20 protein-coding genes are annotated in these 21,333 nt (G+C 72.0%); 17 read left to right on the top strand and 3 right to left on the bottom strand.

Translation table 11 applies throughout. From position 1 onward, the window contains the following. Positions 1-15 precede the first annotated feature (15 nt). The 11 genes from N1F89_RS07810 to N1F89_RS07760 all read left to right on the top strand — a co-directional run bounded on the left by N1F89_RS07810 (position 16) and on the right by N1F89_RS07760 (position 12,109). Positions 16-1,482 (top strand): amidase, encoded by a 1,467-nt coding sequence (locus N1F89_RS07810; RefSeq protein ID WP_290083101.1) that lies wholly within the window; start codon positions 16-18, stop codon positions 1,480-1,482. Further along, entirely contained in the window at positions 1,466-3,484 is a 2,019-nt protein-coding gene (locus N1F89_RS07805) for a hydantoinase/oxoprolinase family protein (RefSeq protein ID WP_290083098.1), read from the top strand. The genes N1F89_RS07810 and N1F89_RS07805 overlap by 17 nt, the downstream gene beginning before the upstream one ends. After that, positions 3,481-5,115, top strand: a complete 1,635-nt coding sequence (locus tag N1F89_RS07800) for a hydantoinase B/oxoprolinase family protein (protein WP_290083096.1) — start codon at positions 3,481-3,483, stop codon at positions 5,113-5,115. Before N1F89_RS07805 ends, N1F89_RS07800 begins: the two co-directional genes overlap by 4 nt. 37 nt (positions 5,116-5,152) lie before the next feature. Next, a complete protein-coding gene (locus N1F89_RS07795) occupies positions 5,153-6,112 on the top strand; it encodes an ABC transporter permease (RefSeq protein ID WP_354670313.1) in 960 nt (319 codons plus the stop codon). Positions 6,113-6,124: 12 nt separating this feature from the next. Further along, positions 6,125-7,006, top strand: a complete 882-nt coding sequence (locus N1F89_RS07790; protein ID WP_290083092.1) for an ABC transporter permease — start codon at positions 6,125-6,127, stop codon at positions 7,004-7,006. Between the two features lies 1 nt (position 7,007). Next, positions 7,008-7,991, top strand: coding sequence for an ABC transporter ATP-binding protein (locus tag N1F89_RS07785; RefSeq protein ID WP_290083091.1), 984 nt, complete (start codon positions 7,008-7,010; stop codon positions 7,989-7,991). Further along, positions 7,988-8,977, top strand: coding sequence for an oligopeptide/dipeptide ABC transporter ATP-binding protein (locus N1F89_RS07780; protein ID WP_290083090.1), 990 nt, complete (start codon positions 7,988-7,990; stop codon positions 8,975-8,977). The genes N1F89_RS07785 and N1F89_RS07780 overlap by 4 nt, the downstream gene beginning before the upstream one ends. Before the next feature lie 118 nt (positions 8,978-9,095). After that, entirely contained in the window at positions 9,096-9,395 is a 300-nt protein-coding gene (locus tag N1F89_RS07775) for a hypothetical protein (protein ID WP_290083089.1), read from the top strand. Positions 9,396-9,489: 94 nt separating this feature from the next. Continuing rightward, on the top strand, positions 9,490-9,993 hold the full coding sequence (locus tag N1F89_RS07770; RefSeq protein ID WP_290083087.1) for a cupredoxin family protein: 504 nt from the start codon (positions 9,490-9,492) through the stop codon (positions 9,991-9,993). A 180-nt stretch (positions 9,994-10,173) separates the two neighbouring features. Continuing rightward, entirely contained in the window at positions 10,174-11,454 is a 1,281-nt protein-coding gene (gene soxC / locus N1F89_RS07765) for a sulfite dehydrogenase (RefSeq protein WP_290083085.1), read from the top strand. Next, positions 11,432-12,109 (top strand): cytochrome c, encoded by a 678-nt coding sequence (locus N1F89_RS07760; protein WP_290083084.1) that lies wholly within the window; start codon positions 11,432-11,434, stop codon positions 12,107-12,109. The genes soxC and N1F89_RS07760 overlap by 23 nt, the downstream gene beginning before the upstream one ends. A gap of 140 nt (positions 12,110-12,249) precedes the next feature. On the opposite strand, the gene N1F89_RS07755 is transcribed toward N1F89_RS07760, so the two are convergent. Continuing rightward, positions 12,250-13,617, bottom strand: a complete 1,368-nt coding sequence (locus tag N1F89_RS07755) for an aspartate aminotransferase family protein (protein ID WP_290083082.1) — start codon at positions 13,615-13,617, stop codon at positions 12,250-12,252. A gap of 451 nt (positions 13,618-14,068) precedes the next feature. Between N1F89_RS07755 and N1F89_RS07750 the strand changes: the two genes are divergently transcribed. From N1F89_RS07750 to N1F89_RS07740, 3 genes are all read left to right on the top strand, one after another. After that, on the top strand, positions 14,069-15,538 hold the full coding sequence (locus N1F89_RS07750; RefSeq protein ID WP_290083081.1) for an FAD-binding oxidoreductase: 1,470 nt from the start codon (positions 14,069-14,071) through the stop codon (positions 15,536-15,538). After that, the gene (locus N1F89_RS07745; protein ID WP_290083079.1) at positions 15,538-16,248 is read left to right on the top strand and encodes an FCD domain-containing protein; all 711 of its coding nucleotides are present in this window, start codon (positions 15,538-15,540) and stop codon (positions 16,246-16,248) included. The genes N1F89_RS07750 and N1F89_RS07745 overlap by 1 nt, the downstream gene beginning before the upstream one ends. A 99-nt stretch (positions 16,249-16,347) precedes the next feature. Beyond that, complete coding sequence (locus tag N1F89_RS07740) at positions 16,348-17,895, top strand: malonyl-CoA synthase (protein WP_290083078.1); 1,548 nt, start codon at positions 16,348-16,350, stop codon at positions 17,893-17,895. A gap of 114 nt (positions 17,896-18,009) precedes the next feature. Here the strand turns inward: N1F89_RS07740 and N1F89_RS07735 are convergent, their stop codons facing one another. Continuing rightward, positions 18,010-18,780, bottom strand: coding sequence for a sulfite exporter TauE/SafE family protein (locus N1F89_RS07735; protein ID WP_290083076.1), 771 nt, complete (start codon positions 18,778-18,780; stop codon positions 18,010-18,012). A gap of 306 nt (positions 18,781-19,086) precedes the next feature. Here N1F89_RS07735 and cueR point away from each other — a divergent pair, with 306 nt between their 5' ends. Beyond that, on the top strand, positions 19,087-19,491 hold the full coding sequence (gene cueR, locus N1F89_RS07730; RefSeq protein WP_290083074.1) for a Cu(I)-responsive transcriptional regulator: 405 nt from the start codon (positions 19,087-19,089) through the stop codon (positions 19,489-19,491). A gap of 362 nt (positions 19,492-19,853) precedes the next feature. Here cueR and N1F89_RS07725 read toward each other — a convergent pair whose 3' ends face one another. Continuing rightward, positions 19,854-20,426 carry an HPF/RaiA family ribosome-associated protein gene (locus N1F89_RS07725; RefSeq protein ID WP_290083073.1) on the bottom strand — a complete coding sequence of 191 codons (573 nt, stop codon included), beginning with the start codon at positions 20,424-20,426 and terminating at the stop codon, positions 19,854-19,856. A 167-nt stretch (positions 20,427-20,593) separates the two neighbouring features. On the opposite strand from N1F89_RS07725, the gene N1F89_RS07720 reads away from it, so the two are divergent. Further along, on the top strand, positions 20,594-20,827 hold the full coding sequence (locus N1F89_RS07720; RefSeq protein WP_290083072.1) for a hypothetical protein: 234 nt from the start codon (positions 20,594-20,596) through the stop codon (positions 20,825-20,827). A gap of 87 nt (positions 20,828-20,914) precedes the next feature. Continuing rightward, a complete protein-coding gene (locus tag N1F89_RS07715; protein WP_290083070.1) occupies positions 20,915-21,115 on the top strand; it encodes a dodecin family protein in 201 nt (66 codons plus the stop codon). Positions 21,116-21,333 lie beyond the last annotated feature (218 nt).

Raw genomic sequence — 21,333 nt, 5'->3', positions numbered from 1 at the left:
CGTCCAGAGGAACCCATGCCCGAAGAGACCATCGTGCAGCTCAGTGCGACCGAGATGGCCGCGAAAATCCGCGACGGCACGCTGTCGCCCGTCGAGGTGATGCAGTGCCATCTCGCGCGGGTGGAGCGGCTCAATCCGGCCATCAACGCGATCGTCGCCGTCAACGAGAGCGCGATGGAGGAGGCATGCGCGGCCGAGCGCGCGGTGCGCGAGGGCGCCGCGCTCGGGCCGCTGCACGGCCTGCCGGTCACCGTCAAGGACTGCATCGACGTCGCCGGGCTGCCCTCGACGCGCGGCTCCAGGGTGTTCGCCGACCATGTGCCCGATACCGACGCCAGCACCGTGGCGCGGCTCAAGCAGGCCGGGGCGATCGTGCTCGGCAAGACCAACGCGGCCGAGTTCGGGCTGTGGTGGGAGACCGACAACCTGGTCTACGGGCGCACCGTCAATCCGTGGAACCCGGACTGCATCGTCGGCGGCTCCAGCGGCGGCGACGCGGCGGCGGTCGCCGCCGGGCTGACGCCGCTCGGGCTCGGCAGCGATCTCGCCGGATCGGTGCGCGTACCGTCGCATTTTTGCGGCACGGCCGGGCTGAAGGCCACGCATGGCGTCATCTCCACGCATGGCCACTGGCCGCTGCACGCGCCGCGCTACTGGCATGTCGGGCCGCTGGCCCGCCAGGTCGACGACCTGGCGCTCGCCTTCGAGGTGCTCGCCGCCAGCGATCCGAACGATCCCTACACGCTGGCCATGCCGCCGGCCGGCCCGGCGACGCCGGTTTCGGGCCTGCGCGTCGGCTGGATCGGCGACGGCGGCGCCGCACCGGTCGCCGGCGAGGTCCGGGCCGCCGTCGGCCAGGCCGCGCAGGCCTTCGCGGCGATGGGCTGCGGCGTGGAGGAGGTCGCCATCCCCGGCCTGACGGCGCAGAACTGGAACGAGCTGTCGCGCGTGCTGATGGGCATCGAGGGCTCGGTGGTCGTCGGCCGGCTGGTGGCCGGCCAGGAGGACGTGCTGCACCCCTTCATCCGGCGCCGGCTCGCCGTCTCCGAGGTGCCGCTGGTCGACTACATCGACGCGCTCGAGGTGGCCGAGGCGCTGCGCCGCCAGATGGCGGCGTTCTTCCTGCGCTTCGACGTGCTGCTTACCCCGGTCTGCGCCACCGTCGCCTTCGAGCACGGCCGCAGCGAGGTGTCGATCGACGGCGCGGCGATGGACGCGCGGCACGTGCTGCGCGCCACCGTGCCGTGGAACATCACCGGCCATCCGGCGCTGGCTGTGCCCTATGCGACGGGTGCGGGCGGCATGCCGATCGGCGTCCAGCTCATCGGCCGCAAGCTCGACGAGCGGCTGCTGCTTGCCGCCGGTGCGGCGCTGCAGGCGCAGTGCCCGGCGGCCGGCATGCATCCATCCTGCGCCTGGGCCGTGCCCGGCGCGGGCGTGCGCGATCAGGCGGAGCGGGGGAACCATGCGGATAGGCGTTGAGGTCGGCGGGACCTTCACCGACCTGGTGCAGTACGACGGCACCGGGGTCTCGATCTCCAAGGTGCCGAGCGTGCCGCAGCGCCCGGACGAGGGCGTGTTCGCGGCCCTTCAGGCGGCCGGCGCCGAGGTCGGCGCCCTCGAGGAGCTGACGCATGGCTCGACCGTGGCGGTCAACGCCATCCTGGAGCGCAAGGGCGCGCGCCTCGGCTTCATCGTCACGCGCGGCTTCCGCGACATCCTGCTGCTGCAGCGGCACGACCGGCTGCGCATCTTCGACCTGTTCTACCGCAAGCCCGAACCGGTCGTCTCGCGCGTCGACACGCTGGAGGTCGACGAGCGCATCCTGGCCGACGGCGCGGTCGAGCGCGCCCTGGTGCTCGACGAGACGCGCGCCGCGCTCGCCGCCTTCGTCGAGAACGGCGGATACGACGCCGTCGCCATCTGCCTGCTCAACGCCTATCGCAACCCGACGCACGAATTCATGCTGCGCGACGCGCTGCGGGCGCTCAGGCCGGACCTCTACGTGACCTGCTCGGCCGAGGTGGGGCGCGAGTTCCGCGAGTACGAGCGCGCCTCGACGACGACGCTCGCCGCCTATGTGCAGCCGACCGTCGACCGCTATCTCGGCCGGCTGGAAAAGCGCCTGGCGGCCGACGGCTTCGACGGCCGGCTCAGCATCATGCAGTCGAACGGTGGCCGGCTGCCGGTCGACGGCATCCGCGACAACGCGCTGGTCACGCTGTTCTCAGGCCCGTCGGCCGGCGTCGTCGGCGCCATCCGCCAGGTGGCGTCCGAGCGCCACAACAACCTGATCACGCTCGACGTCGGCGGCACCAGCGCCGATGTCTGCCTGGTCACCGACGGTCGTCCCGACATGATCAACGAGACGTCGATCGACGGCCTGCCGGTGCATGTGCCGGTCATCGACATCGTCACCGTGGGCGCCGGCGGCGGCAGCATCCTGTGGGCCGACGAGGGCGGCATGCTGCGCGTCGGGCCGGACAGCGCCGGCGCCGATCCCGGCCCGGTGTGCTACGGCCGCGGCGGCGAACGGCCGACGCTGACCGACGCGCAGCTCATGCGCGGCGCGCTGCCGCAGGACGCGCTGCTGGCCGGTCGCATGCCGCTCGCCGTGGCGGCGGCGCGCGGCCGCGTCGAGGCGCTGGCCGGGCGCTTCGCGATGAGCGCGGAGGCGCTCGGCGAGAGCGCCGTGCGCATCGCCAACGCCAACATGATCTCGGCCATCAAGGCGGTGTCGACCGAACGCGGCAAGGACCCGCGCGACTATGCGCTGGTCGCCTTCGGCGGCGCCGGCCCGCTGCATGCGACGGAGCTCGCCGACGAGCTCGGCATCGGCACGGTCATCGTGCCGCCCTATCCGGGCGTGCTGTCGGCCTACGGCCTGCTCGCGTCCGATGTCCATGTCAGCGACGCGCGCACGCTGATCACGCCGGTCGACGCGGAGGCGGGCGGCACGGTGCGCGCGGTGCTGGCGGAGCTGACGGAGCAGGCCGCCGGGCGCCTCGCCGCGCTCGGAATTGCCGGCGACATCGAGCGCGCCTTCTCGCTCGACATGCGCTTCGTCGGCCAGGCCTTCGAGATCCGCGTGCCGCTCGACCCGGCGCAACTGCCGGACCTGAGCGCGGCGGCGCTGCGCGCGCTGTTCCACGACGCGCACCACCGGCTCTACCAGCACGGCCGCGAGGACCGCGGCAAGGCGATCGAGATCGTCGCCTACCGGCTGGAGACGCGCCGGCCGCAGACGCACGCGCCGCATCTCAGCCTGCCGGCCGGCAGCGACGCCGCGCCGCGCGCCGGCCGCGTCTTCAGTGCCGATGCCTGGCACGACTGCACCATCGTGCCGCGCGAGAGCCTGGCCGGGCAACCGGGCCTGCGCGGCGTGTGCATCGTCGAGGACCCGACGTCGACGACGCTCGTCGGGGCCGGCTGGCAGGTGAGCGTCGACGACCGCGACAACATGATCCTGAGAAAAGACGCATGAGCAGCATCGATCCCGTCTGTATCGCCATCATCGGCCAGTCGCTGATGGCCGCCGCCCGCGAGATGGGCACCAAGCTGTGCCGCTCGGCCTATTCGAGCATCGTGCGCGAGGTGAAGGACGCGTCGGCCGGCATTCTCGACGCGCGCGGCCGGGCGGTGGCGCAGAGCGACCACCTGACGCCGATGCTGGTCGGCGCCCTGTCGCACACGCTGCAGGCCTGCATCGACCGCTATCCGGTCGAGGAGCTCGGCGAAGGCGACTTCTACATCAACAACCACCCCTATGCCGGCGGCCACCACGCGAACGACATCTTCATCTTCATGCCGATCTTCGTCGACGGCACGCTGGTCGGCTTCAGCGCCTCGGTCGCCCATCACGTCGACATCGGCGGCGGGGCGGTCGGTATCAACCATTCCGCGACCGACTACTATCAGGAGGGGCTGGTGATCCCGCCGTCGCGCTACAGCATCGCGCGCGACTGGGACGGCGGGCCGCTCGAGGACCTGATCCGGGCGAATGTGCGGGTGCCCGAGCAGACGCTCGGCGACCTCAACGCGCAGTTCGCGGCCAATCGCGTCGGCATCCTGCGGGTGCGCGAACTGTGCGAGAAATACGGCGCGGACGGCGTGGCGGCGGCGATGGACGCCTTCATCGACTACTCCGAGCGGCGCATGCGCGCGGCGATCGCCGCCATTCCCGACGGCGTCTATCGCGGCGAGGACAAGGTCGACGACGACGGCCGCGGCGACGCGCCGCTGGTCGTCAAGGTGGCGCTGACGGTGTCCGGCTCGTCGCTCGCGGTCGACTACGCCGGCACCTGCCCGCAGGTGGTGAGCAATCTCAACGCGCCGCTGTGCTCGACGCTATCGGCGACGCTGGCCTGCCTGAAGACCGTGCTGACCGGCTCCGACATTCCCTTCAACCAGGGCGCGATGAACCCGGTGACGGTGACGGCGCCGCTCGGCAGCCTGCTCAACCCACGGCCGCCGGCGCCGGTGCGTGCGCGCATGGAGGCGGTCTACCGCGCCTATGACGCGATCCTGAAGGCGCTCGCGCCGGTCATCCCCGAGCGCGTCGGCGCCTGCGGCTTCGACACCTCGTTCTCCTTCGCGCTCGCCTGCCAGCGCGACGGCCGCTACCAGGTCCATCAGGAGGTCTATTACGGCGGCTATGGCGGCTCGATGCACGGCGACGGCTGCGATTCGGTCGCCTCGCCGCTGTCGAACTGCACCAACGTGCCGGTCGAGGCGCTCGACGTGATGTACGACTTCTTCCGCGTCACGGAGTACACGCTGCGCCCGGATTCGGGCGGCGACGGAGAATACCGCGGCGGGCTCGGCTTCCGCCGCGTCTACGAGATCCGGGCCGACGACGTGCGCCTGTCGATCTATGCCGACCGCTTCCGCTACGCCGCGCCGGGCATGGCCGGCGGCGGCGACGCGGCCACCGCGTCGTGCCGCGTGTTGCGCGACGGCGAGGAGATCGCGCTGGCGTCGAAGGACGCCGTGGTGCTGCGCACCGGCGACGTGGTGGTTGTCGAAACCGGCGGTGGCGGCGGCTATGGTGAGCCGTCGCGGCGCAGTCCGGCGGCCCGGGCGAACGACCGGGCGCTCGGCTACGTGACGGCGTAGCGGCGGAAAGGGACGAGGTGGCCGCGTGATGCATGCGATGAGCGTCCTGGGCGGACGGCTGGCCTCGGCAGCCACGCTGCTGCTGTGCGTGATCGTGCTCAACTTCCTGATGATCCACGTCGCGCCGGGCGACCCGGCGGCGGTGATCGCCGGCGAGATGGGCGGCGTCAGCGAGGAGATCCTGGCCGAGATCCGCCGCGGCTACGGCCTCGACCAGCCGCTGCACGTGCAGCTCCTGCGCTATCTGGGCAAGGTCGCAACCGGCGACCTCGGCTATTCCTACTATTACAACGTGCCGGTGATCGATCTCATCCTCGAGCGGCTCGGCCCGACCCTGCTGCTGCTGTTCACCGGGCTGACCTTCGCCATCGTCGTCGGCGTCCTGCTCGGCGTGATGTCGGCGCTCAAGCCCGACGGCCTGCTCAGCCACGCGATCACCGTCATCTCGCTGGTCGGCTATTCGGCGCCGGTGTTCTGGACCGGCATGATGCTGATCATCGTGTTCGGCGCCGTGCTGCCGATCTTTCCGATCTCCAACATGCGCGACATCACCGTGTTCGGCGGGCCGCTGGTGCGCGCGCTCGACGTCGCGCACCATCTGGTGCTGCCCGCCTTCACGCTGGGCGTCATCTACATGGCGCAGTATTCGCGGCTGTGCCGGGCCAGCATGCTGGAGGTGCTGAAGTCGGACTATGTGCGCACCGCCCGCGCCAAGGGGCTGAGCGACCGGGTCATCATCGGCAAGCATGCGCTGCGCAACGCCATCCTGCCGGTCATCACCATCGCCGGCCTGCAGCTCGGCCAGATCCTGTCCGGCTCGGTGCTGGTCGAGACGGTGTTCAACTGGCCGGGGCTCGGCACGCTGGCCTACGAATCGGTGCTGCGCCGCGACTACCCGACGCTGCTCGGCATCCTGTCGTTCTCGGCGGTCATGGTGATCCTCATCAACATGCTGACCGACATCGTCTATCGCCTCGTCGATCCCCGCATCCGGTAGCGGATAAGCCCGATGACAGCCGACCGTCCGCAAGCCGCCGCAAAGAAGCCGTCCTCGCCGCTGCGCGAGGCGCGCGCCGCCTTCGCCCGCAACAAGGCCGGCGTCCTCGGCCTGGTGCTCCTGACCCTGGTGGTCGCGCTCGCCGCGATCGGCCCGTTCGTCTATCCGGTCGACCCGTTCGAGATCGTCAGCGCACCGCTCACCCCGCCGCTGCACGACGCCGCGGTGCCGCTCGGCAGCGACTATCTCGGCCGCGACCTGCTCGCCGGCATCGTCCACGGCGCCCGGGTGACGCTGTTCGTCGGCGGCGCGGCGGCGGCGATGACGGTGACCATCGGCATCGTCATCGGCGCCAGCGCCGGCTACTGGGGCGGCCGCATCGACGGCCTGCTGATGCGCCTGACGGAGTTCTTCCAGGTGCTGCCGCCGCTGCTGTTCGCCATGGCGCTGGTGACGCTGTTCACGCCGTCGATCCCGATCATCGCGTTTGCCATCGGCCTGGTGAGCTGGCCGGCCATGGCCCGGCTGACGCGCGCGGAGTTCCTCAAGATCAAGCCGCTCGGCTACGTCGCGGCGACGCGTTCGGGCGGCGGCGGCGACGGCTATCTGATCTGGCGGGTCATCCTGCCGAACGCCGCGCCGCCGCTCATCGTCTCGGCCGCGCTCGTCGTCGGCATGGCGATCCTGTTCGAGGCCGGCCTCAGCTTCCTCGGCCTCGGCGACCCCAACGTGATGAGCTGGGGGCTGATCATCGGCGCCAACCGCGAATACATCATCGACGGCTGGTGGACGGTCACCTTTCCCGGCTTCGCGGTGTTCGTCACCGTGCTTGGCCTGAGCCTGATCGGCGACGGCCTCAACGACGCCTTCAACCCCAATCTGAGGGAGCGCTAGGATGGCGAGCCCGGCCCTGCGGGTCCACGACCTGACCGTCGAGCTCGGCGGCGTCGGCAGGATCCTCGACGGCGTCAGCTTCGAGCTGCCACGCGGCCAGACGCTCGGCATCGTTGGCGAATCGGGCTGCGGCAAGAGCATGACGGCGCTGGCGGTCATGCAGCTCATGCCGTCGCCGGCGCTGCGCATCACGGCCGGCGAGATCGAGGTCGCCGGCGAGAGCATGCTGCGCGCCAGCGAGCGGCGGCGGCGCGCCATGCGCGGCAGCGAGCTGGCGATGATCTTCCAGGACCCGATGACGTCGCTCAATCCGCTCTACACGGTCGGCGACCAGATCGTCGAAAGCATCCGCAAGAACGAGGCCATGCCCAGGCGCCGGGCGATGGCGCGGGCCGGCGAACTGCTCGGCGCGGTCGGCATCCCCGATCCCGAGCGGCATCTGCGCGAATACCCGCACCAGCTTTCCGGCGGCAAGCGCCAGCGCGTGATGATCGCCATGGCGCTGGCCGGCGATCCCGGCCTGCTGATCGCCGACGAGCCGACGACCGCCCTCGACGTCACCGTGCAGGCGCAGATCTTCGACGTGCTGCGCGCCATGCAGGCGCGGCTCGGCACCGCGATCATGATGATCACGCACGACATGGGCGCGGTGGCCGAGATGGCCGACCGGGTGGTGGTCATGTATGCCGGCCGCGTCGTCGAGGAGGGGCCGGTCGGCGACATCCTGACGGCGCCGCGCCACCCCTACACGCGCGGGCTGATCGCCTGCATCCCGCACATGGCCGACCGCACCTTCGACGAATGGCCGGAGCTGCCGGCGATTGCCGGAACGGTGCCGGAGCTGGCCGACCGCAGGCACGGCTGCGCCTTCGCGCCGCGCTGTCCGCTCGCCGACCGGCACTGCGCGGAGGCCGCGCCGCCGCTCGCCGGCGCGCCGGGCTGGCGCAGCGCCTGCTGGAAAGACCCGATCGGGGCCCGCCAATGACCGCCACGCCCGAGACGCCCGCCGCGATCCGCACCGAGGAGCTGGAGGTCCGCTTCCCGCTGCGCCGCCGCTCGCCGTTCGCCAAGCCCGCCGTCGTGCACGCCGTCGACGGCGTGTCGATCACCGTCAGGCGCGGCACCACCTTCGGCATCGTCGGCGAGAGCGGCTCCGGCAAGACGACCACCGCGCTCGCCATCATGCGGCTGCAGGAGGCGACCGGCGGGCGCATCTGGATCGACGGCGAGGACATCACCGAGCGCGACGGGCCGGCGCTGCGCGAGCTGCGCAAGCGCATCCAGATCATCTTCCAGGACCCGTATTCCTCGCTCAACCCGCGCCGCCGGGTCGGCGCGGCGGTGCGCGAGCCGCTCGACCTGATCGGCATCGGCGACGCCGCCTGGCGCGACCGGCACGTGGCCGAGCTGTTCGAGCGCGTCGGCCTGCAGCCGGAGCACATGTCGCTGTTCCCGCACCAGTTCTCCGGCGGCCAGCGGCAGCGCATCGGCATCGCCCGGGCGCTCGCCACGCGGCCGGCCATCGTGGTGTGCGACGAGCCGGTCTCCGCGCTCGACGTCGCCATCCAGGCGCAGATCCTCAACCTGATGCGCGAGCTCAAGCAGGAGTTCGGGCTGACCTATCTGTTCATCTCGCACAATCTCGGCATCGTGCAGCGCATCTGCGACGAGGTGGCGGTCATGTATCTCGGCCGCGTCGTGGAGCAGGCCGACCGGCACACCCTGTTCGCCCGTCCGCAGCACCCCTACACCAAGGCGCTGATCGCCGCCGTGCCGCGGGTCGAGCCGGCCGGCGGCACCCGCTCGCCGGTCCGCAGCTCGGCCGGCGAGCCGCCGAGCCCGGTCGACCTGCCGCCGGGCTGCCGCTTCGCCTCGCGCTGCCCGCTCGCCCAGCCGCGCTGCCATGCCGAGGCGCCGGTGCTGCGCGCGCACGCGCCCGGCCACCAGGTCGCCTGCCACCTGGTCGACTGACGGCGGTCGCGGCGGCGCGGCGTTTCAAATTCCCACCAAATTCCTGTGTTCTGCGCAGCGTCCCGCAAGAGGTGCCGAAGGGGGACACGTGCATCTTCGCCGAAGCCGGCTGGCGCCGGTGGCTCTGCTGCTGCTGGCGCTGCTCGCCGCCGTATCGACCGTCCCGGCCGCGGCGCCCGGTGATGCCGCCGCTTCGCCGGCGGCCGGGCCGGCGTCGCACCTCGGGCACCGCGGGACGGCAGGCGGCGCGGCGCACTGCCCGCTGGTCCAGCCGTGCGGACACGCGCTGGCGCCGATGCCGCGGAGCGGCGGCCCGGCCGGCCCCGCCGGCCGCGCCGCGCGACCCGCGTCGGCGCGCGCGCAGGACCTTCGCCCGGCATCGCTCGCCCCCGACCCGCCGGTGCCGCGAACCGGCTGATCGCGCATCGCGTGCCGCCGGCGCAATCCCGCCAAACGGCTTCCGCCGCCGTCGGCACGGCCGAGACCCAACGAGATCAAGAGACGAGAGACACATGTTCGACAGAAAACCCCGCACAGTCCTCACCGCCGCCTGCCTCGCCGCGCTCGCCGGCCCGCCCTTGAGCCTCACGGCGGCCGATGCGTCTCCCGGCCACGGCCAGACGGCGTTCGGCGAACCGGGCGAGGCTTCGGCAGTCGACCGCACCGTGCGGCTTGCCGTCGACGGCATGAGCTACGGCGCCGACCGGCTCGAGGTGAAAGCCGGCGAGACCGTGCGCTTCGTCATCGAGAACGGCAGCGCCATCGTGCACGACTTCACCATCGGCGATGCGGCCACCCAGGCCGCGCACCGTCGGGAGATGACGGCCATGATGGGCGAGCCGGACGGCGGCATGGCGCATGACGACGCCAACGCCGTGCTGCTCGAGCCGGGCGCGACCGGCGAGATCATCTGGACGTTCTCCGAGCCGGGCAGCTTCGAGTTCGCCTGCAACGTGCCCGGCCACTACCAGGCCGGCATGAAGGGCACGCTCGCGGTCGTGCGCGACGGCTCGTAGCCGCCGCTTCGGCATCCCGCGCGTCCGGCTCCCGCCCGGGGCCGGACGCATCCGGGGCCCGACGCAGGCCGCCGGCCGGCCGTTCTCCCCGCCTTGGGAACTTCTGCATCGTGCCGCCGTTGGTGTTGCGGTGGCTGCCGCGCGCGCGGCCGCCATCCACAGCCAGACAAGGAGGAGGCGATGACGAAATCTGACGACCACGCCCCGGTCGATCGGAGCCGGCGGCGGCTGCTTGCCGCGGCCGGTCTCGGCGGCGCGGCGCTCGCCGGTCCGGCGGTGCTTACGCGCCCGGCGCTCGCCCAGGCCGCCGGGCCGCTGGTGCCCGAATCCATGCTGCAGCAGGGCGAGCCGATCCTGTCGCCGCCCTATGGCGTGCCGTCGCGCTTCGAGGAGGACGTGGTGCGGCGCGCCACCGACCTGACGCCGACGGCGCTGTCGTCGTGGAGCTTCACGCCGCTGCAGGACCTGCACGGCATCATCACGCCGAACGGCCTGTTCTACGAGCGCCACCACAACGGCGTGCCGGCGATCGATCCCGACGCGCACAGGCTGATGCTGCACGGCCTGGTCGAGCGGCCGCTGGTCTTCACCATGAACGACCTGATGCGCTTTCCCGCCGTCTCGGTGATCCATTTCCTCGAGTGCTCGGGCAACTCGCTCAGCGAGTACGCCAGCCCCGCCGCCAGCGTGCAGACCTCGCACGGGCTGGTCTCCTGCGTCGAGTGGACCGGCGTCAGGCTGTCGACGCTGCTCGACGAGGCGGGTGTGCGGCCGGAGGGCAAATGGGTCCTCGCCGAGGGCGCCGACGGCGCCGGCATGACGCGCTCCGTGCCGATCGAGAAGGCGCTCGACGACGCGCTGATCGCCTTCGGCCAGAACGGCGAGATGCTGCGGCCCGAGCAGGGCTACCCAGTGCGGCTGATGCTGCCCGGCTACGAGGGCAACATGAGCATCAAGTGGCTGCGCCGGCTGAAGGTGGCCGAGCGGCCGTTCATGACGCGCGAGGAAACCTCGAAGTACACCGACCTGATGCCGGACGGCACGTCGCGCCAGTTCACCTTCACCATGCAGGCCAAGTCGGTGATCACCCGGCCGGCGGCCGGCGGCACGATCGCCGGCGGTCCCGGGCCGCTCGAGATCTCGGGCGTCGCCTGGTCGGGGGCGGGGCGGGTGCGCCGCGTCGACGTCACCGTCGACGGCGGCCGCTCCTGGCAGCAGGCGCAGCTCGACGGCGAGCCGCTGCCCAAGGCGATGACGCGCTTCCGGCTGCCGTGGCGCTGGGACGGCGCGCCGACGGTGATCGCCAGCCGGGTGACCGACGAGACCGGCTATGTGCAGCCGACGCGCGAGGCGCTGCTGGAGGCGCGCGGCACCAACTACGTCTACCACTACAACGCCATCGCGCCTTGGAAGATCGGCGCGAACGGGGAGGTGACCAATGCCTATGCCGCGCAAAGCTAGCCGGGCCGTGGCCTTCGCCGCGCTCGCCGGCCTCGCCGCGCCGGTCGCCGTCATGGCCCAGTCGGATGCGCCCGCGCCGGCCGGGCCGGCGGCGCGGACGGCGCCCATCGGGCTCGGCGAGCGGCCGTCGGAGGAGCTGCTGCGTGCCTGGAACATCGACATCTCGCCCGACGGCGAGAACCTGCCGCAAGGCAGCGGCTCGGTGTCGGAGGGCGAGACGATCTTCGCCCAGTCCTGCGCCGTGTGCCATGGCGCCGACGGCACCGGCGGCCCGATGGACCGGCTCGCCGGCGGCAAGGGCACGCTCGACACCGACGATCCGGTGAAGACGGTCGGCAGCTACTGGCCCTACGCCACGACGCTCTACGACTACGTCCACCGGGCGATGCCGTTCGACAACCCGCAGTCGCTGACGGCCGACGAGGTCTATGCGGTGACGGCCTACGTGCTGCACCTCAACGAGCTGGTGCCGCAGGACGCGGTGATGGACGCGCAGTCGCTGCCGCAGGTCGAGATGCCCAATCGCGACGCCTTCGAGCAGATGGACACCGTCACGCTGCCCGAGGCCGAGGCATGCATGAGCGACTGCCAGCCCTTCGACGTCGACATGCAGGCGGCGACGCCGTCCGAGATCGAGGAAGAGCAGGTGCAGTAAAGCGCTTTTGGGCGCAGTCTAAACCGGTTCGCCGTTCGCAACCGCGTCAGCTCGATACCCTGGAGCCGATCGGCGATTGCGTGAGCAGATCGGCTCTCGCCGCTGCGGCGGGGCGGCCGCGACCGCCCCGCCGCCGCCGGTCAGGCGGCCAGCCGGTCGAAGGCGCGGGTGAAGCGGGCGAACATCTCGTCGATCTCGGTCTCGGTGATGATCAGCGGCGGGCAGAACGCCGCCGTCTCGCCGATGGCGCGGATGATCAGGCCTTCCTCCTGGGCGAGCTCGGCCAGCCGGCGCGTGGCGGCCGCCGCATTGGCGAAGCCGGCGGCGGTGGCGGCCTCGGCCGACAGCTCGATGCCGCCGATCAGGCCGCGGCCGCGCGTCTCGGCGACCATGTCGCGGCCGGCGAAGCCGTCGAGATGCTCGAAGAAGCGCGGGCTGAGCCGCGCCGCGTTGCCCACCAGGTCGCGCTCGGCCAGGATGTCGAGGTTCTCCAGCGCCACCGCCACGGCGACGGGATGGCCCGAGCCGGTGAAGCCGTGGCCGAAGGCGCCGTGCGCGTGCGAGCCGTCGGCGACCGCCTCGTAGACCGGGCCGCTGACGACCAGCGCGCCGAGCGGCGCGTAGGACGAGGTGATCTGCTTCGACAGCACCATGATGTCGGGGTCGATGCCGAAGGTGTCGCAGCCGAACATCGCGCCGGTGCGGCCGAAGCCGTTGATGACCTCGTCGGCGACGAGCAGGATGTCGTGCTTCCTGAGCACCGCCTGAATGCGCTCCCAGTAGGTCGCCGGCGGCACGACGACGCCGCCGGCGCCCATCAGCGGCTCGCCGAAGAAGGCGGCGATCGTGTCGGGGCCCTCGGCCAGGATCAGTGCCTCCAGCTCGTCGGCCAGGCGCGCGGCGAAGGCCTCCTCGCTCTCGCCGGGCCTGGCCTCGTGCAGGTGGTGCGGGCACGACACGTGCAGGAAGCCCGGCAGCGGCAGGTCGAAGCCGTTGTGGTTGATCGGCAGGCCGGTCAGGCTGCCGGCGGCGATGGTGACGCCGTGATAGGCGCGCCGGCGCGAGATGATCTTCTTCTTCTGCGGCCGGCCGAGCGCGTTGTTGTAGTACCAGATCATCTTGATCGCGGTGTCGTTGGCCTCCGAGCCGGAATTGGTGAAGAAGGCCTTCTCCAGCCGCTCGGGCGTCATGGCGACCAGCCGCTCGGCCAGGTCGATGACCGCCGGATGCGCCTTGTGCGCGAAGCTGTGATAATAGGGCAGCTGACGCATCTGCTCGGCGGCGCGGTCGATCAGGCGCTGCTCGCCGAAGCCGACGGCGACGCTCCACAGCCCGGCCAGCCCCTCGATATAGTCCTTGCCCGTGTCGTCGGTGACGTAGATGCCGCGGCCGCGCTCGATGATCATCGGCCCGACCTCCTCGTGGCGGCGCAGATCGGTCGCCGGATGCAGGTGGTAGGCGACGTCGCGGGCGGCGGCGGAGTTGGGCTTGGGGGCGGGTGCGTCCATCGGTGTGTCCAGTGCTGTGGTTGCGGCGGTCGGTTCGGCGCTCGGCGTCCGGTGAAGCGCGGCGTGTCGCGCCGGACGAAAGCGGCCAGGCCGATGCTGTAGTCTTCCGTGTCGAAACAGGCAAATGCCTCTTTGCTGCGACGTCGCACGACACGGCCGTGTCGGGCCGTTGCGTTTCCAGGCGACGTGGAAACCGGTTCGCCGTCCGGAACCGCGACAGGACAAGGAGTTGCAGCCGATCTGCGATTCCGTGAAGCGCAGAACGGCGCCATGCGGTGCCGGACGGTCGGCGGCAGGGTTAGCAAACCGCATCTTGCCTGACAACCTGACAAGCTGATAACAGGGCGGCCGGTGGCGAGGCGCGGGCCGCGGGCGGGTCGCGTTGCTGCGCACGGCGGCGCGGCGGCCGCGCATCGCGGCGGCGAACCGGCAGGAAGGGATGCGGCACGGCATGAGCGGGCAGGACAGGCTGATCGGGCGCATCGCGCGGATCGTCGGCGACGGCGGGCTGCTCGCCGACGCCGACGCGATGGCGCCCTATCTGGTCGACTGGCGCGGCGCCTTCCGCGGCCGCGCCCGCGCCGTCGTGCGGCCGGCCGACACGGACGCCGTGGCGGGCGTGGTGGCGCTGTGCCGCGAGGCGGGCGTGGCGCTCGTCCCGCAGGGCGGCAACACCGGCCTCGTCGGTGGCGCCACGCCGCACGAGAGCGGCGGCGAGATCGTCGTCAGCCTGGAGCGCATGAACCGCGTGCGCCGCCTCGACGCGGCCGACTTCACCATGACGGTGGAGGCCGGCTGCATCCTGGCCGACGTGCAGGCGGCGGCCGCGGCGGTCGGCCGCTTCTTCCCGCTCAGCCTGGGCGCCGAGGGCACGTGCCGCATCGGCGGCAACATCGCCACCAATGCCGGCGGCAACGCCACGCTGCGCTTCGGCAACGCGCGCGAGCTGGTGCTCGGGCTCGAGGTCGTGCTGCCGGACGGCCGCGTGTGGAACGGCCTCAGCGGCCTGCGCAAGAACAACACCGGCTACGACCTGAAGCAGCTCCACATCGGCGGCGAGGGCACGCTCGGCATCATCACCGCGGCGACCCTGCGGCTCTTCCCGCGGCGCCGCCAGGTGGAGACCGCCCTGGTCGCGTTCGACAGCCTCGACAAGGCGGTGGCGCTGTTTTCCGCGGCGCGCGAGCGGCTCGACGAGTTCCTGTCCGCCTTCGAGCTGATCCCGCGCATCGGCCTCGACATGGCGCTCGAGCACGTGCCGCAGACGCAGGATCCGCTGGCGGCGGCGCATCCCTGGTATGCGCTGGTCGAGGTCAGCTCCGGGCAGACGGCGATCGGTCTGGCCGACCTGCTGGAGGGTTGGCTCGGCGAGGCGCTGGAGGACGGCACGGTGGCCGACGGCGTGGTGGCGCGCTCGCAGCGGATGGCCGCCGGCCTGTGGCACATCCGCGAGGCCTGCGTGGAGGCGCAGCGGCTCGCCGGGCCGAGCGTCAAGCACGACGTCTCGGTGCCGGTCAGCCGCGTCGCCGCCTTCATCGCGGAGGCGGGCGCGGCGGTCGCCCGGCAGGCGCCGGAGGCGCGCGTCGTCGCCTTCGGCCATGTCGGCGACGGCAACATTCATTTCAATGTGTGCAGCGGTCCCGGCCAGGACCGCGCGCGCTTCCTCGAAGCGGCGCCGGCGCTGACGGCGCTGATCTACGACATCGTCGCCCGGCACTGCGGCAGCTTCAGCGCCGAGCACGGCATCGGCAGGCTCCGCCGCGAGCCGCTCGCCACCTATCTGCCGCCGGTCGCGCGCGACCAGATGGCGGCGATCAAGGCCGCGCTCGATCCCGGCAGCCTGATGAATCCCGGCACGATCTTCCATGGTGCCGGCGATGGCCGGGCGGGGTCCGGCCGTGCCACGACGGGAGAGCCGTGATGCGCCAGGCCGCGCCGCTCGCCCCCCGGCAGCCGCTCGCCGACGAGCTGGCCGGCCGGCTGCGCGAGAGCATCGTGACGGGCGCGCTGAAGCCCGGCGACCGGCTGCCGACGGAGAATGCCCTGGCGCGCTCCTACGGCGTCAGCCGCGCGGTGGTCCGCGAGGCGATCTCGAAATTGAAGTATGACGGGCTGGTCGACAGCCGCCAGGGCCTCGGCGCCTTCGTCGGCGCGACCGGGCAGGGCACCACCTTCCGCATCGCCGGCGGCGCGCTGGCGCGCGACGACCTGGCGCTGATCTTCGAGCTGCGCACCACCGTTGAGGCGGAGGCCGCCGCGCTGGCGGCAGAGCGGCACGGCGCCGCCGAGCTCGCCGCCATCGGCGCCGCGCTCGCCGGTATCCAGCAGGCGCTCGACGCCGGCGAGGACGGCGCGGAAGCCGACGCCGGCTTCCACATGGCGATCGCCCGCGCCGCGAAGAACCATTATTTCGACGAGTTCATGACCTTCCTGTCGGCGCGCATCCGCACCTCGATCGCCGTGGCGCGCGACAACACCGCGCGTCACGCCGGCTGGGGCGCGCGGGTGCAGGCCGAGCACGCCGCCGTCAGCGAGGCGATCGCCCGCCGCGACGCGGCCGCCGCCCGCGCGGCGATGCGCAGCCATCTGGTCAACGCCGCCGTGCGCCTCGGTCTCGGCCCGGCGGCCTGAGACGCCGGCCCGGCGGCCGCACAAAGCAACCCCGCATGAGGACGCGACACGCCCGATGATTTCCACGACGAGCATGCCGGCCGGCAACAGGAGACGACCATGAGCGAGACCAACCACCTTTCCGCCGCCCTCGGCCTCGGCCGCGCCGACCGTGCCGAACGGCCGTTCGCCAGCCTGGCCGACGGGCGCCGCTACAGCTATGGCGACGTCGACGCCGTCTCGGCGCGCTTCGCCGAGGCGCTGCGCGGGCTCGGCGTCAAGCCGGGCGACCGCGTCGCCGTGCAGGTGGAAAAGAGCATCGAGGCGGTGATGCTGATCCTCGGCACGATCCGTGCCGGCGCCGCCATCCTGCCGCTCAACACCGGCTACACGACCGCCGAGATCGAGTATTTCGTCGGCAATGCCGAGCCGGCGCTGCTGGTGTGCGACCCGGCGCGCGATGCGGCGCTGCGCCCGGTCGCCGAGGCCGCCGGCGCACGGCTCGAGACGCTCGGCGTGTGGCGCGACGACGGCGCCGCGCACGGCAGCCTGCTGGCGCTGCTGCCGGAAACGGCGGCGGGCTTCGCCGAGACGCCGCGCGGGCCCGACGATCTCGCCGCCATCCTCTACACCTCCGGCACCACCGGGCGCTCCAAGGGCGCCATGATGAGCCACGAGAACCTCGCCTCCAACGCGCTGACGCTGAAGGACTACTGGCGCTTCACCGCCGACGACGTGCTGATCCACGCGCTGCCCATCTTCCACACGCACGGCCTGTTCGTGGCGACCAACGTGGTGCTGGCGGCCGGCGCCTCGATGCTGTTCCGCGAGCGCTTCGAGCCGCAATCCGTGCTCGACGACATGGCGGCCGGCGCGACGGCGCTGATGGGCGTGCCGACCTTCTACACCCGGCTTCTCGAGGAGCCGGGGCTGACCCGGCAGGCGGCGGCCGGCATGCGCGTCTTCATCTCGGGCTCGGCGCCGCTGCTCGCCGAGACGCACGACCGCTGGCACGCGCGCACCGGCCACGCCATTCTCGAGCGCTACGGCATGACCGAGACCGGCATGAACACCTCCAACCCCTATGACGGCGAGCGCCGCGCCGGCACGGTCGGCTTTCCGCTGCCCGGCGTCGAGGTGATCGTCACCGACCCGGCGAGCGGCGCGCGGTTGCCCGACGGCCAGATCGGCATGCTGGAGGTGCGCGGGCCGAACGTCTTTTCCGGCTACTGGCGGATGCCGGAGAAGACGGCGGAGGAACTGCGCGCCAACGGCTTCTTCATCACCGGCGATCTCGGCACGATCGACGCGCGCGGCTACGTGTCGATCGTCGGGCGCTCCAAGGACCTGGTGATCTCGGGCGGCTACAACGTCTACCCCAAGGAGGTGGAGGGCGTGATCGACGCGCTGCCGGGGGTGGCCGAGAGCGCGGTGATCGGCCTGCCGCATCCCGACTTCGGCGAGGGCGTGACGGCGGTCGTGGTGCGCGCCGACCCGGCGCTGACGGAGCAGGCCGTCGTCGCCGGCCTGGCCGAGGCGCTCGCCCGCTTCAAGCAGCCCAAGCGCGTCTTCTTCGTCGACGCGCTGCCGCGCAACACCATGGGCAAGGTGCAGAAGGCGGCGCTGCGCGAGCGCTATGCCGACACCTACACAAGCAGGGCGGGCTGACGCGTTTCCAGGCGGCGTGGCGACTGGCTCGCCATTCGCAAGCGCGCCGGACCGGCAACTGCGAGCCGGGCTGCGCTTCCGCGAGAGGCGGAACGGCGGCGGGGCGGCGCGCCGTCAGGCGAGCGCGCGCGCCAAAAGCACCAGCGCGGAGCCGGTGCAGATGACCAGGATCGCCGGGCGCAGCAGCCCGGCGTCGACGATGCGGCGCGCCGGGTAGGACATCAGGTAGCCGAGCAGCACGGCCGGCGCGAGCTGTAGCGCGACCAGGATGTCGGCGCGGGCGCCGCCCACCACCGCCCACAGCGCGACGACCGACAGGCTGCTGCCGACCAGGAAATAGGCGCCCAGCGTGCCGCGCACCTGCGCGCCGCGGCCGTGCTGGAAGACGATCGCCATCGGCGGTGCGCCGACGCCGGTGACGGTGCCCATGTAGCCCGACGCCGCGCCGGCGACGACCATGCCGGTGCGGGTGCGCCGCGCCCGCCAGCCGGCGACGCTGAGCGCGATGGCGGCGAGCAGGATGGCGGCGAACAGGGCGAGAAACCAGTCCGCCGGCAGCACCGCGACCGTCAGCACGCCGGCCGCGGTCGCCGGCAGCCGGCCGGCGAGCGCCGCGGCGAGTGCCGGCCGGTCGACGGCGGCGCGGTCGCGCCACGCCACCATCACCGACAGGCCGATGGCGAGCAGCAGGATCGGCCCCGGCACCAGCGCCGGGTCGACGATGGCCATCACCGGCGCGGCGACCAGGCCGAGGCCGATGCCGGTCGAGGCCTGGGCGAAGGCGCCGGCGAGGACGGCGAGGTAGACGGCGGCGATGCCGAGGCCGGAAACGGCGTCTGTGGCGAAGAGATCGATGGCGGGGCTCCCCGTGGCGGGCCGCGCCACTCCTGCGCCGGCCGCGCGCGGCCGTCAACCGCGGCCGCGCCCGGCCCGCGGCAGGCGCGGCGCGACGGGCCGCTGGCCCACAACTTCCCGGTGTCGTGGCCCGGCCGACGCGTCGGACCGCGCGAACAGCCGCCGGCCGCGGGGCCGCGCGCGGCGGCTGCCGCGATGCCCGGGCGCGCCGCCGGCTCGCAGGGGGGTGCCGCCACGGGCCGCGCTTGACCTTCCATTTGCTGGAATCCCTATATCGGGGGCGCGTCGGCGGCCCTGCGGCGGCCGGTGCGCGATCGCAGCACGAGGAAGACCGTCATGAACATCGGACGCGCCGCCGAGGAAGCGAACCTCCCGCCCAAGACGATCCGCTACTATGAGGAGATCGACCTCATTCGCCCCTCGCGCGCCCCGAACGGCTATCGCGACTATTCGGAGGCCGACCTGCACAGGCTGCGCTTCCTGCAGCGCGCCCGCAGCCTCGGCTTCACCATCGAGGAGTGCCGGCTGCTGCTGTCGCTCTACGACGATCACAACCGGGCGAGCAGCGACGTCAAGGCGATCGCGCTCGGCAAGATCGGCGCCATCGACCGCAAGATCACCGAGCTCGCGGCGCTCCGCGCGACGCTCACCCGGCTGGTCGAGACCTGCCACGGCGACGACCGGCCGGACTGCCCGATCATCGACGATCTGGCCGGGCAGGGCGCGCGCGTCGAGCCGTGAGTTGCCTGCCGCCGACCACCCCACGAAAAACCGAGATGAGGCGACGATGATGATGGACGGTTACGGAATGGGCTGGGGCATGGGCTTCGGCTGGATCTGGATGCTGCTGATCGTGGTGCTGGTGGTGCTGGCGATCGCCGCGCTGGCCAAGTACCTGATGAAGTAGCGGCGCCGCATCGGGCCCTCGCGTTTCCAGGCGAAGTGGAAACCGGTTCGCCGTCCGCAAACGCGGCAAGACTTCGCAAACGCGGCAAGACAATGACTTCGCGCCGATCTGCGGTTCCGTGACAAGCAGATCGGCTGTGAAGCGTCCCGCCAACGGCGGCGCCTCGGCGCCGCCGTCGCGCCGCGGGCCCCGCGCGTCAGCCCGCCGCCACCCAGACCTTGCTGGCGATCGGCCCGGTGTCGCCGATCTCCTCCACGTAGTGCACCGTGTCGCCGCGGCCGAGCGCGTCGAAATCGCCCTCCAGCACGCTGTTGCGGTGGAAGTAGAGCAGGCTGCCCTCCTTGGTCAGCAGGAAGCCGTGGTCGCGCTCGGCGGCCATCTCGGCGACCTCGCCGCGGAAGCGCTGCGCGGAATCGTGCTGCGGCGCCTTGGTGCGCCCTTCGCGCCGGGTCTTCAGGTCGCGCAGCTGGCGCTCGGCCGCGTCGAAGGCGTCGTTGATGGCGTTGCGCAGGTCCGGGTTCTGGTAGCGCTGCTGCAGCCGGTGCGGCTCGTAGGCGACGATCAGCGGCTTGCCGCCGGGAATGCTCACCTCGATGCGCACCACGGGCGGCGTGCTGCGCGGCGTCTTGGCGCGCTGGTCGACATGCACCCGGCAGGCGATGATGCGGTCGTAGATGTCCTCCAGCTTTTCGGCACGCGCGCGGATCTCCGCCTCGGCCCAGTCCGACTTCTCCAGATTGTGAAAGGCGATCTCGAGCGGCACCTGCATCCGTGTTCTCCTTGCAAACTGTCTCGCCCCCGTTGGCGAAACGCGTCGCGCCGCGCTTCGTTTCCGGAGCGTCTCGGGCGTCGCACGCCGCCATTTCGCGCGCCTTGATCGGGAACAAAACCGCGCGGGGCTCCGTTCGCCAAGCAAAGCCAACCGGGGAGACGATCATGGCCAGATGCGAAGTCTGCGGCAACAGCTACGACAAGGCCTTCGAGGTCACGATGGCCGGCGAGACCCACGTCTTCGACAGCTTCGAATGCGCCATCCACGCGCTTGCGCCGCGCTGCGCGCATTGCGGCTGCCGGGTGATCGGCCACGGCGTCGAGGTGGACGGCACCGTCTACTGCTGCGCCCACTGCGCCGGCGAATCCGGCGAGAGCGGCGTGGCCGACCGCGCCTGACGGCGCGCGCGAGGCGAGGCGGGCGGCACGCCGCCGTCCGCGTTGCGGGCGGGGGACGAAACGGCGATCCGAGCAAAGGAGACAGCCATGTCGATCGCACGCATCACCGAAATCAACGCCGCCGGCTCGAGCATCGAGGACGCCATCAAGAACGGCGTCGAGCGGGCGAACAAGACGCTGGACAACATCGAGCAGGTGTGGGTCGCCGGCATCAAGGCGCGGGTCGAGGACGGCCGTGTGGCCGAATACCGCGTCGACATGAAGGTGACCTTCATCCTGAAGGACTGAGGCCTGCGGTGCCCGGCGGCGGTCGGCGCACCGCCGCCGGCACTTTTTTTCACGGCGGCGCGTTTTTTTTCGAAGAGCGCGGGAACCCGCCGGCCGGATGCGCATTACCCCTGCACGCGGCACGCACTCCCCCCACGCCCCCCAACCCCAGAACTGCGTGTCGTAAGCCGGCCCTAGGGCCGGCTTTTCTTTTGTCCGGCCGCGACGCGCGGCCGGCC

The organism is Aquibium sp. A9E412, from assembly GCF_030398335.1.
Lineage (GTDB): Bacteria > Pseudomonadota > Alphaproteobacteria > Rhizobiales > Rhizobiaceae > A9E412.
The sequence above is the reverse complement of the archived record's forward strand: the minus strand, read 5'-3'. Positions and strand labels throughout refer to the sequence as shown.

Bases quoted from the DNA above. Each gene is read 5' to 3' on its own strand.
- N1F89_RS07810 (WP_290083101.1), top strand. From the start codon at position 16: ATGCCCGAAGAGACCATCGTGCAGCTCAGTGCGACCGAGATGGCCGCG.
- N1F89_RS07805 (WP_290083098.1), top strand. From the start codon at position 1,466: ATGCGGATAGGCGTTGAGGTCGGCGGGACCTTCACCGACCTGGTGCAG.
- N1F89_RS07800 (WP_290083096.1), top strand. From the start codon at position 3,481: ATGAGCAGCATCGATCCCGTCTGTATCGCCATCATCGGCCAGTCGCTG.
- N1F89_RS07795 (WP_354670313.1), top strand. From the start codon at position 5,153: ATGAGCGTCCTGGGCGGACGGCTGGCCTCGGCAGCCACGCTGCTGCTG.
- N1F89_RS07790 (WP_290083092.1), top strand. From the start codon at position 6,125: ATGACAGCCGACCGTCCGCAAGCCGCCGCAAAGAAGCCGTCCTCGCCG.
- N1F89_RS07785 (WP_290083091.1), top strand. From the start codon at position 7,008: ATGGCGAGCCCGGCCCTGCGGGTCCACGACCTGACCGTCGAGCTCGGC.
- N1F89_RS07780 (WP_290083090.1), top strand. From the start codon at position 7,988: ATGACCGCCACGCCCGAGACGCCCGCCGCGATCCGCACCGAGGAGCTG.
- N1F89_RS07770 (WP_290083087.1), top strand. From the start codon at position 9,490: ATGTTCGACAGAAAACCCCGCACAGTCCTCACCGCCGCCTGCCTCGCC.
- soxC (WP_290083085.1), top strand. From the start codon at position 10,174: ATGACGAAATCTGACGACCACGCCCCGGTCGATCGGAGCCGGCGGCGG.
- N1F89_RS07760 (WP_290083084.1), top strand. From the start codon at position 11,432: ATGCCTATGCCGCGCAAAGCTAGCCGGGCCGTGGCCTTCGCCGCGCTC.
- N1F89_RS07755 (WP_290083082.1), bottom strand. From the start codon at position 13,617: ATGGACGCACCCGCCCCCAAGCCCAACTCCGCCGCCGCCCGCGACGTC.
- N1F89_RS07750 (WP_290083081.1), top strand. From the start codon at position 14,069: ATGAGCGGGCAGGACAGGCTGATCGGGCGCATCGCGCGGATCGTCGGC.
- N1F89_RS07745 (WP_290083079.1), top strand. From the start codon at position 15,538: ATGCGCCAGGCCGCGCCGCTCGCCCCCCGGCAGCCGCTCGCCGACGAG.
- N1F89_RS07740 (WP_290083078.1), top strand. From the start codon at position 16,348: ATGAGCGAGACCAACCACCTTTCCGCCGCCCTCGGCCTCGGCCGCGCC.
- cueR (WP_290083074.1), top strand. From the start codon at position 19,087: ATGAACATCGGACGCGCCGCCGAGGAAGCGAACCTCCCGCCCAAGACG.
- N1F89_RS07725 (WP_290083073.1), bottom strand. From the start codon at position 20,426: ATGCAGGTGCCGCTCGAGATCGCCTTTCACAATCTGGAGAAGTCGGAC.
- N1F89_RS07720 (WP_290083072.1), top strand. From the start codon at position 20,594: ATGGCCAGATGCGAAGTCTGCGGCAACAGCTACGACAAGGCCTTCGAG.
- N1F89_RS07715 (WP_290083070.1), top strand. From the start codon at position 20,915: ATGTCGATCGCACGCATCACCGAAATCAACGCCGCCGGCTCGAGCATC.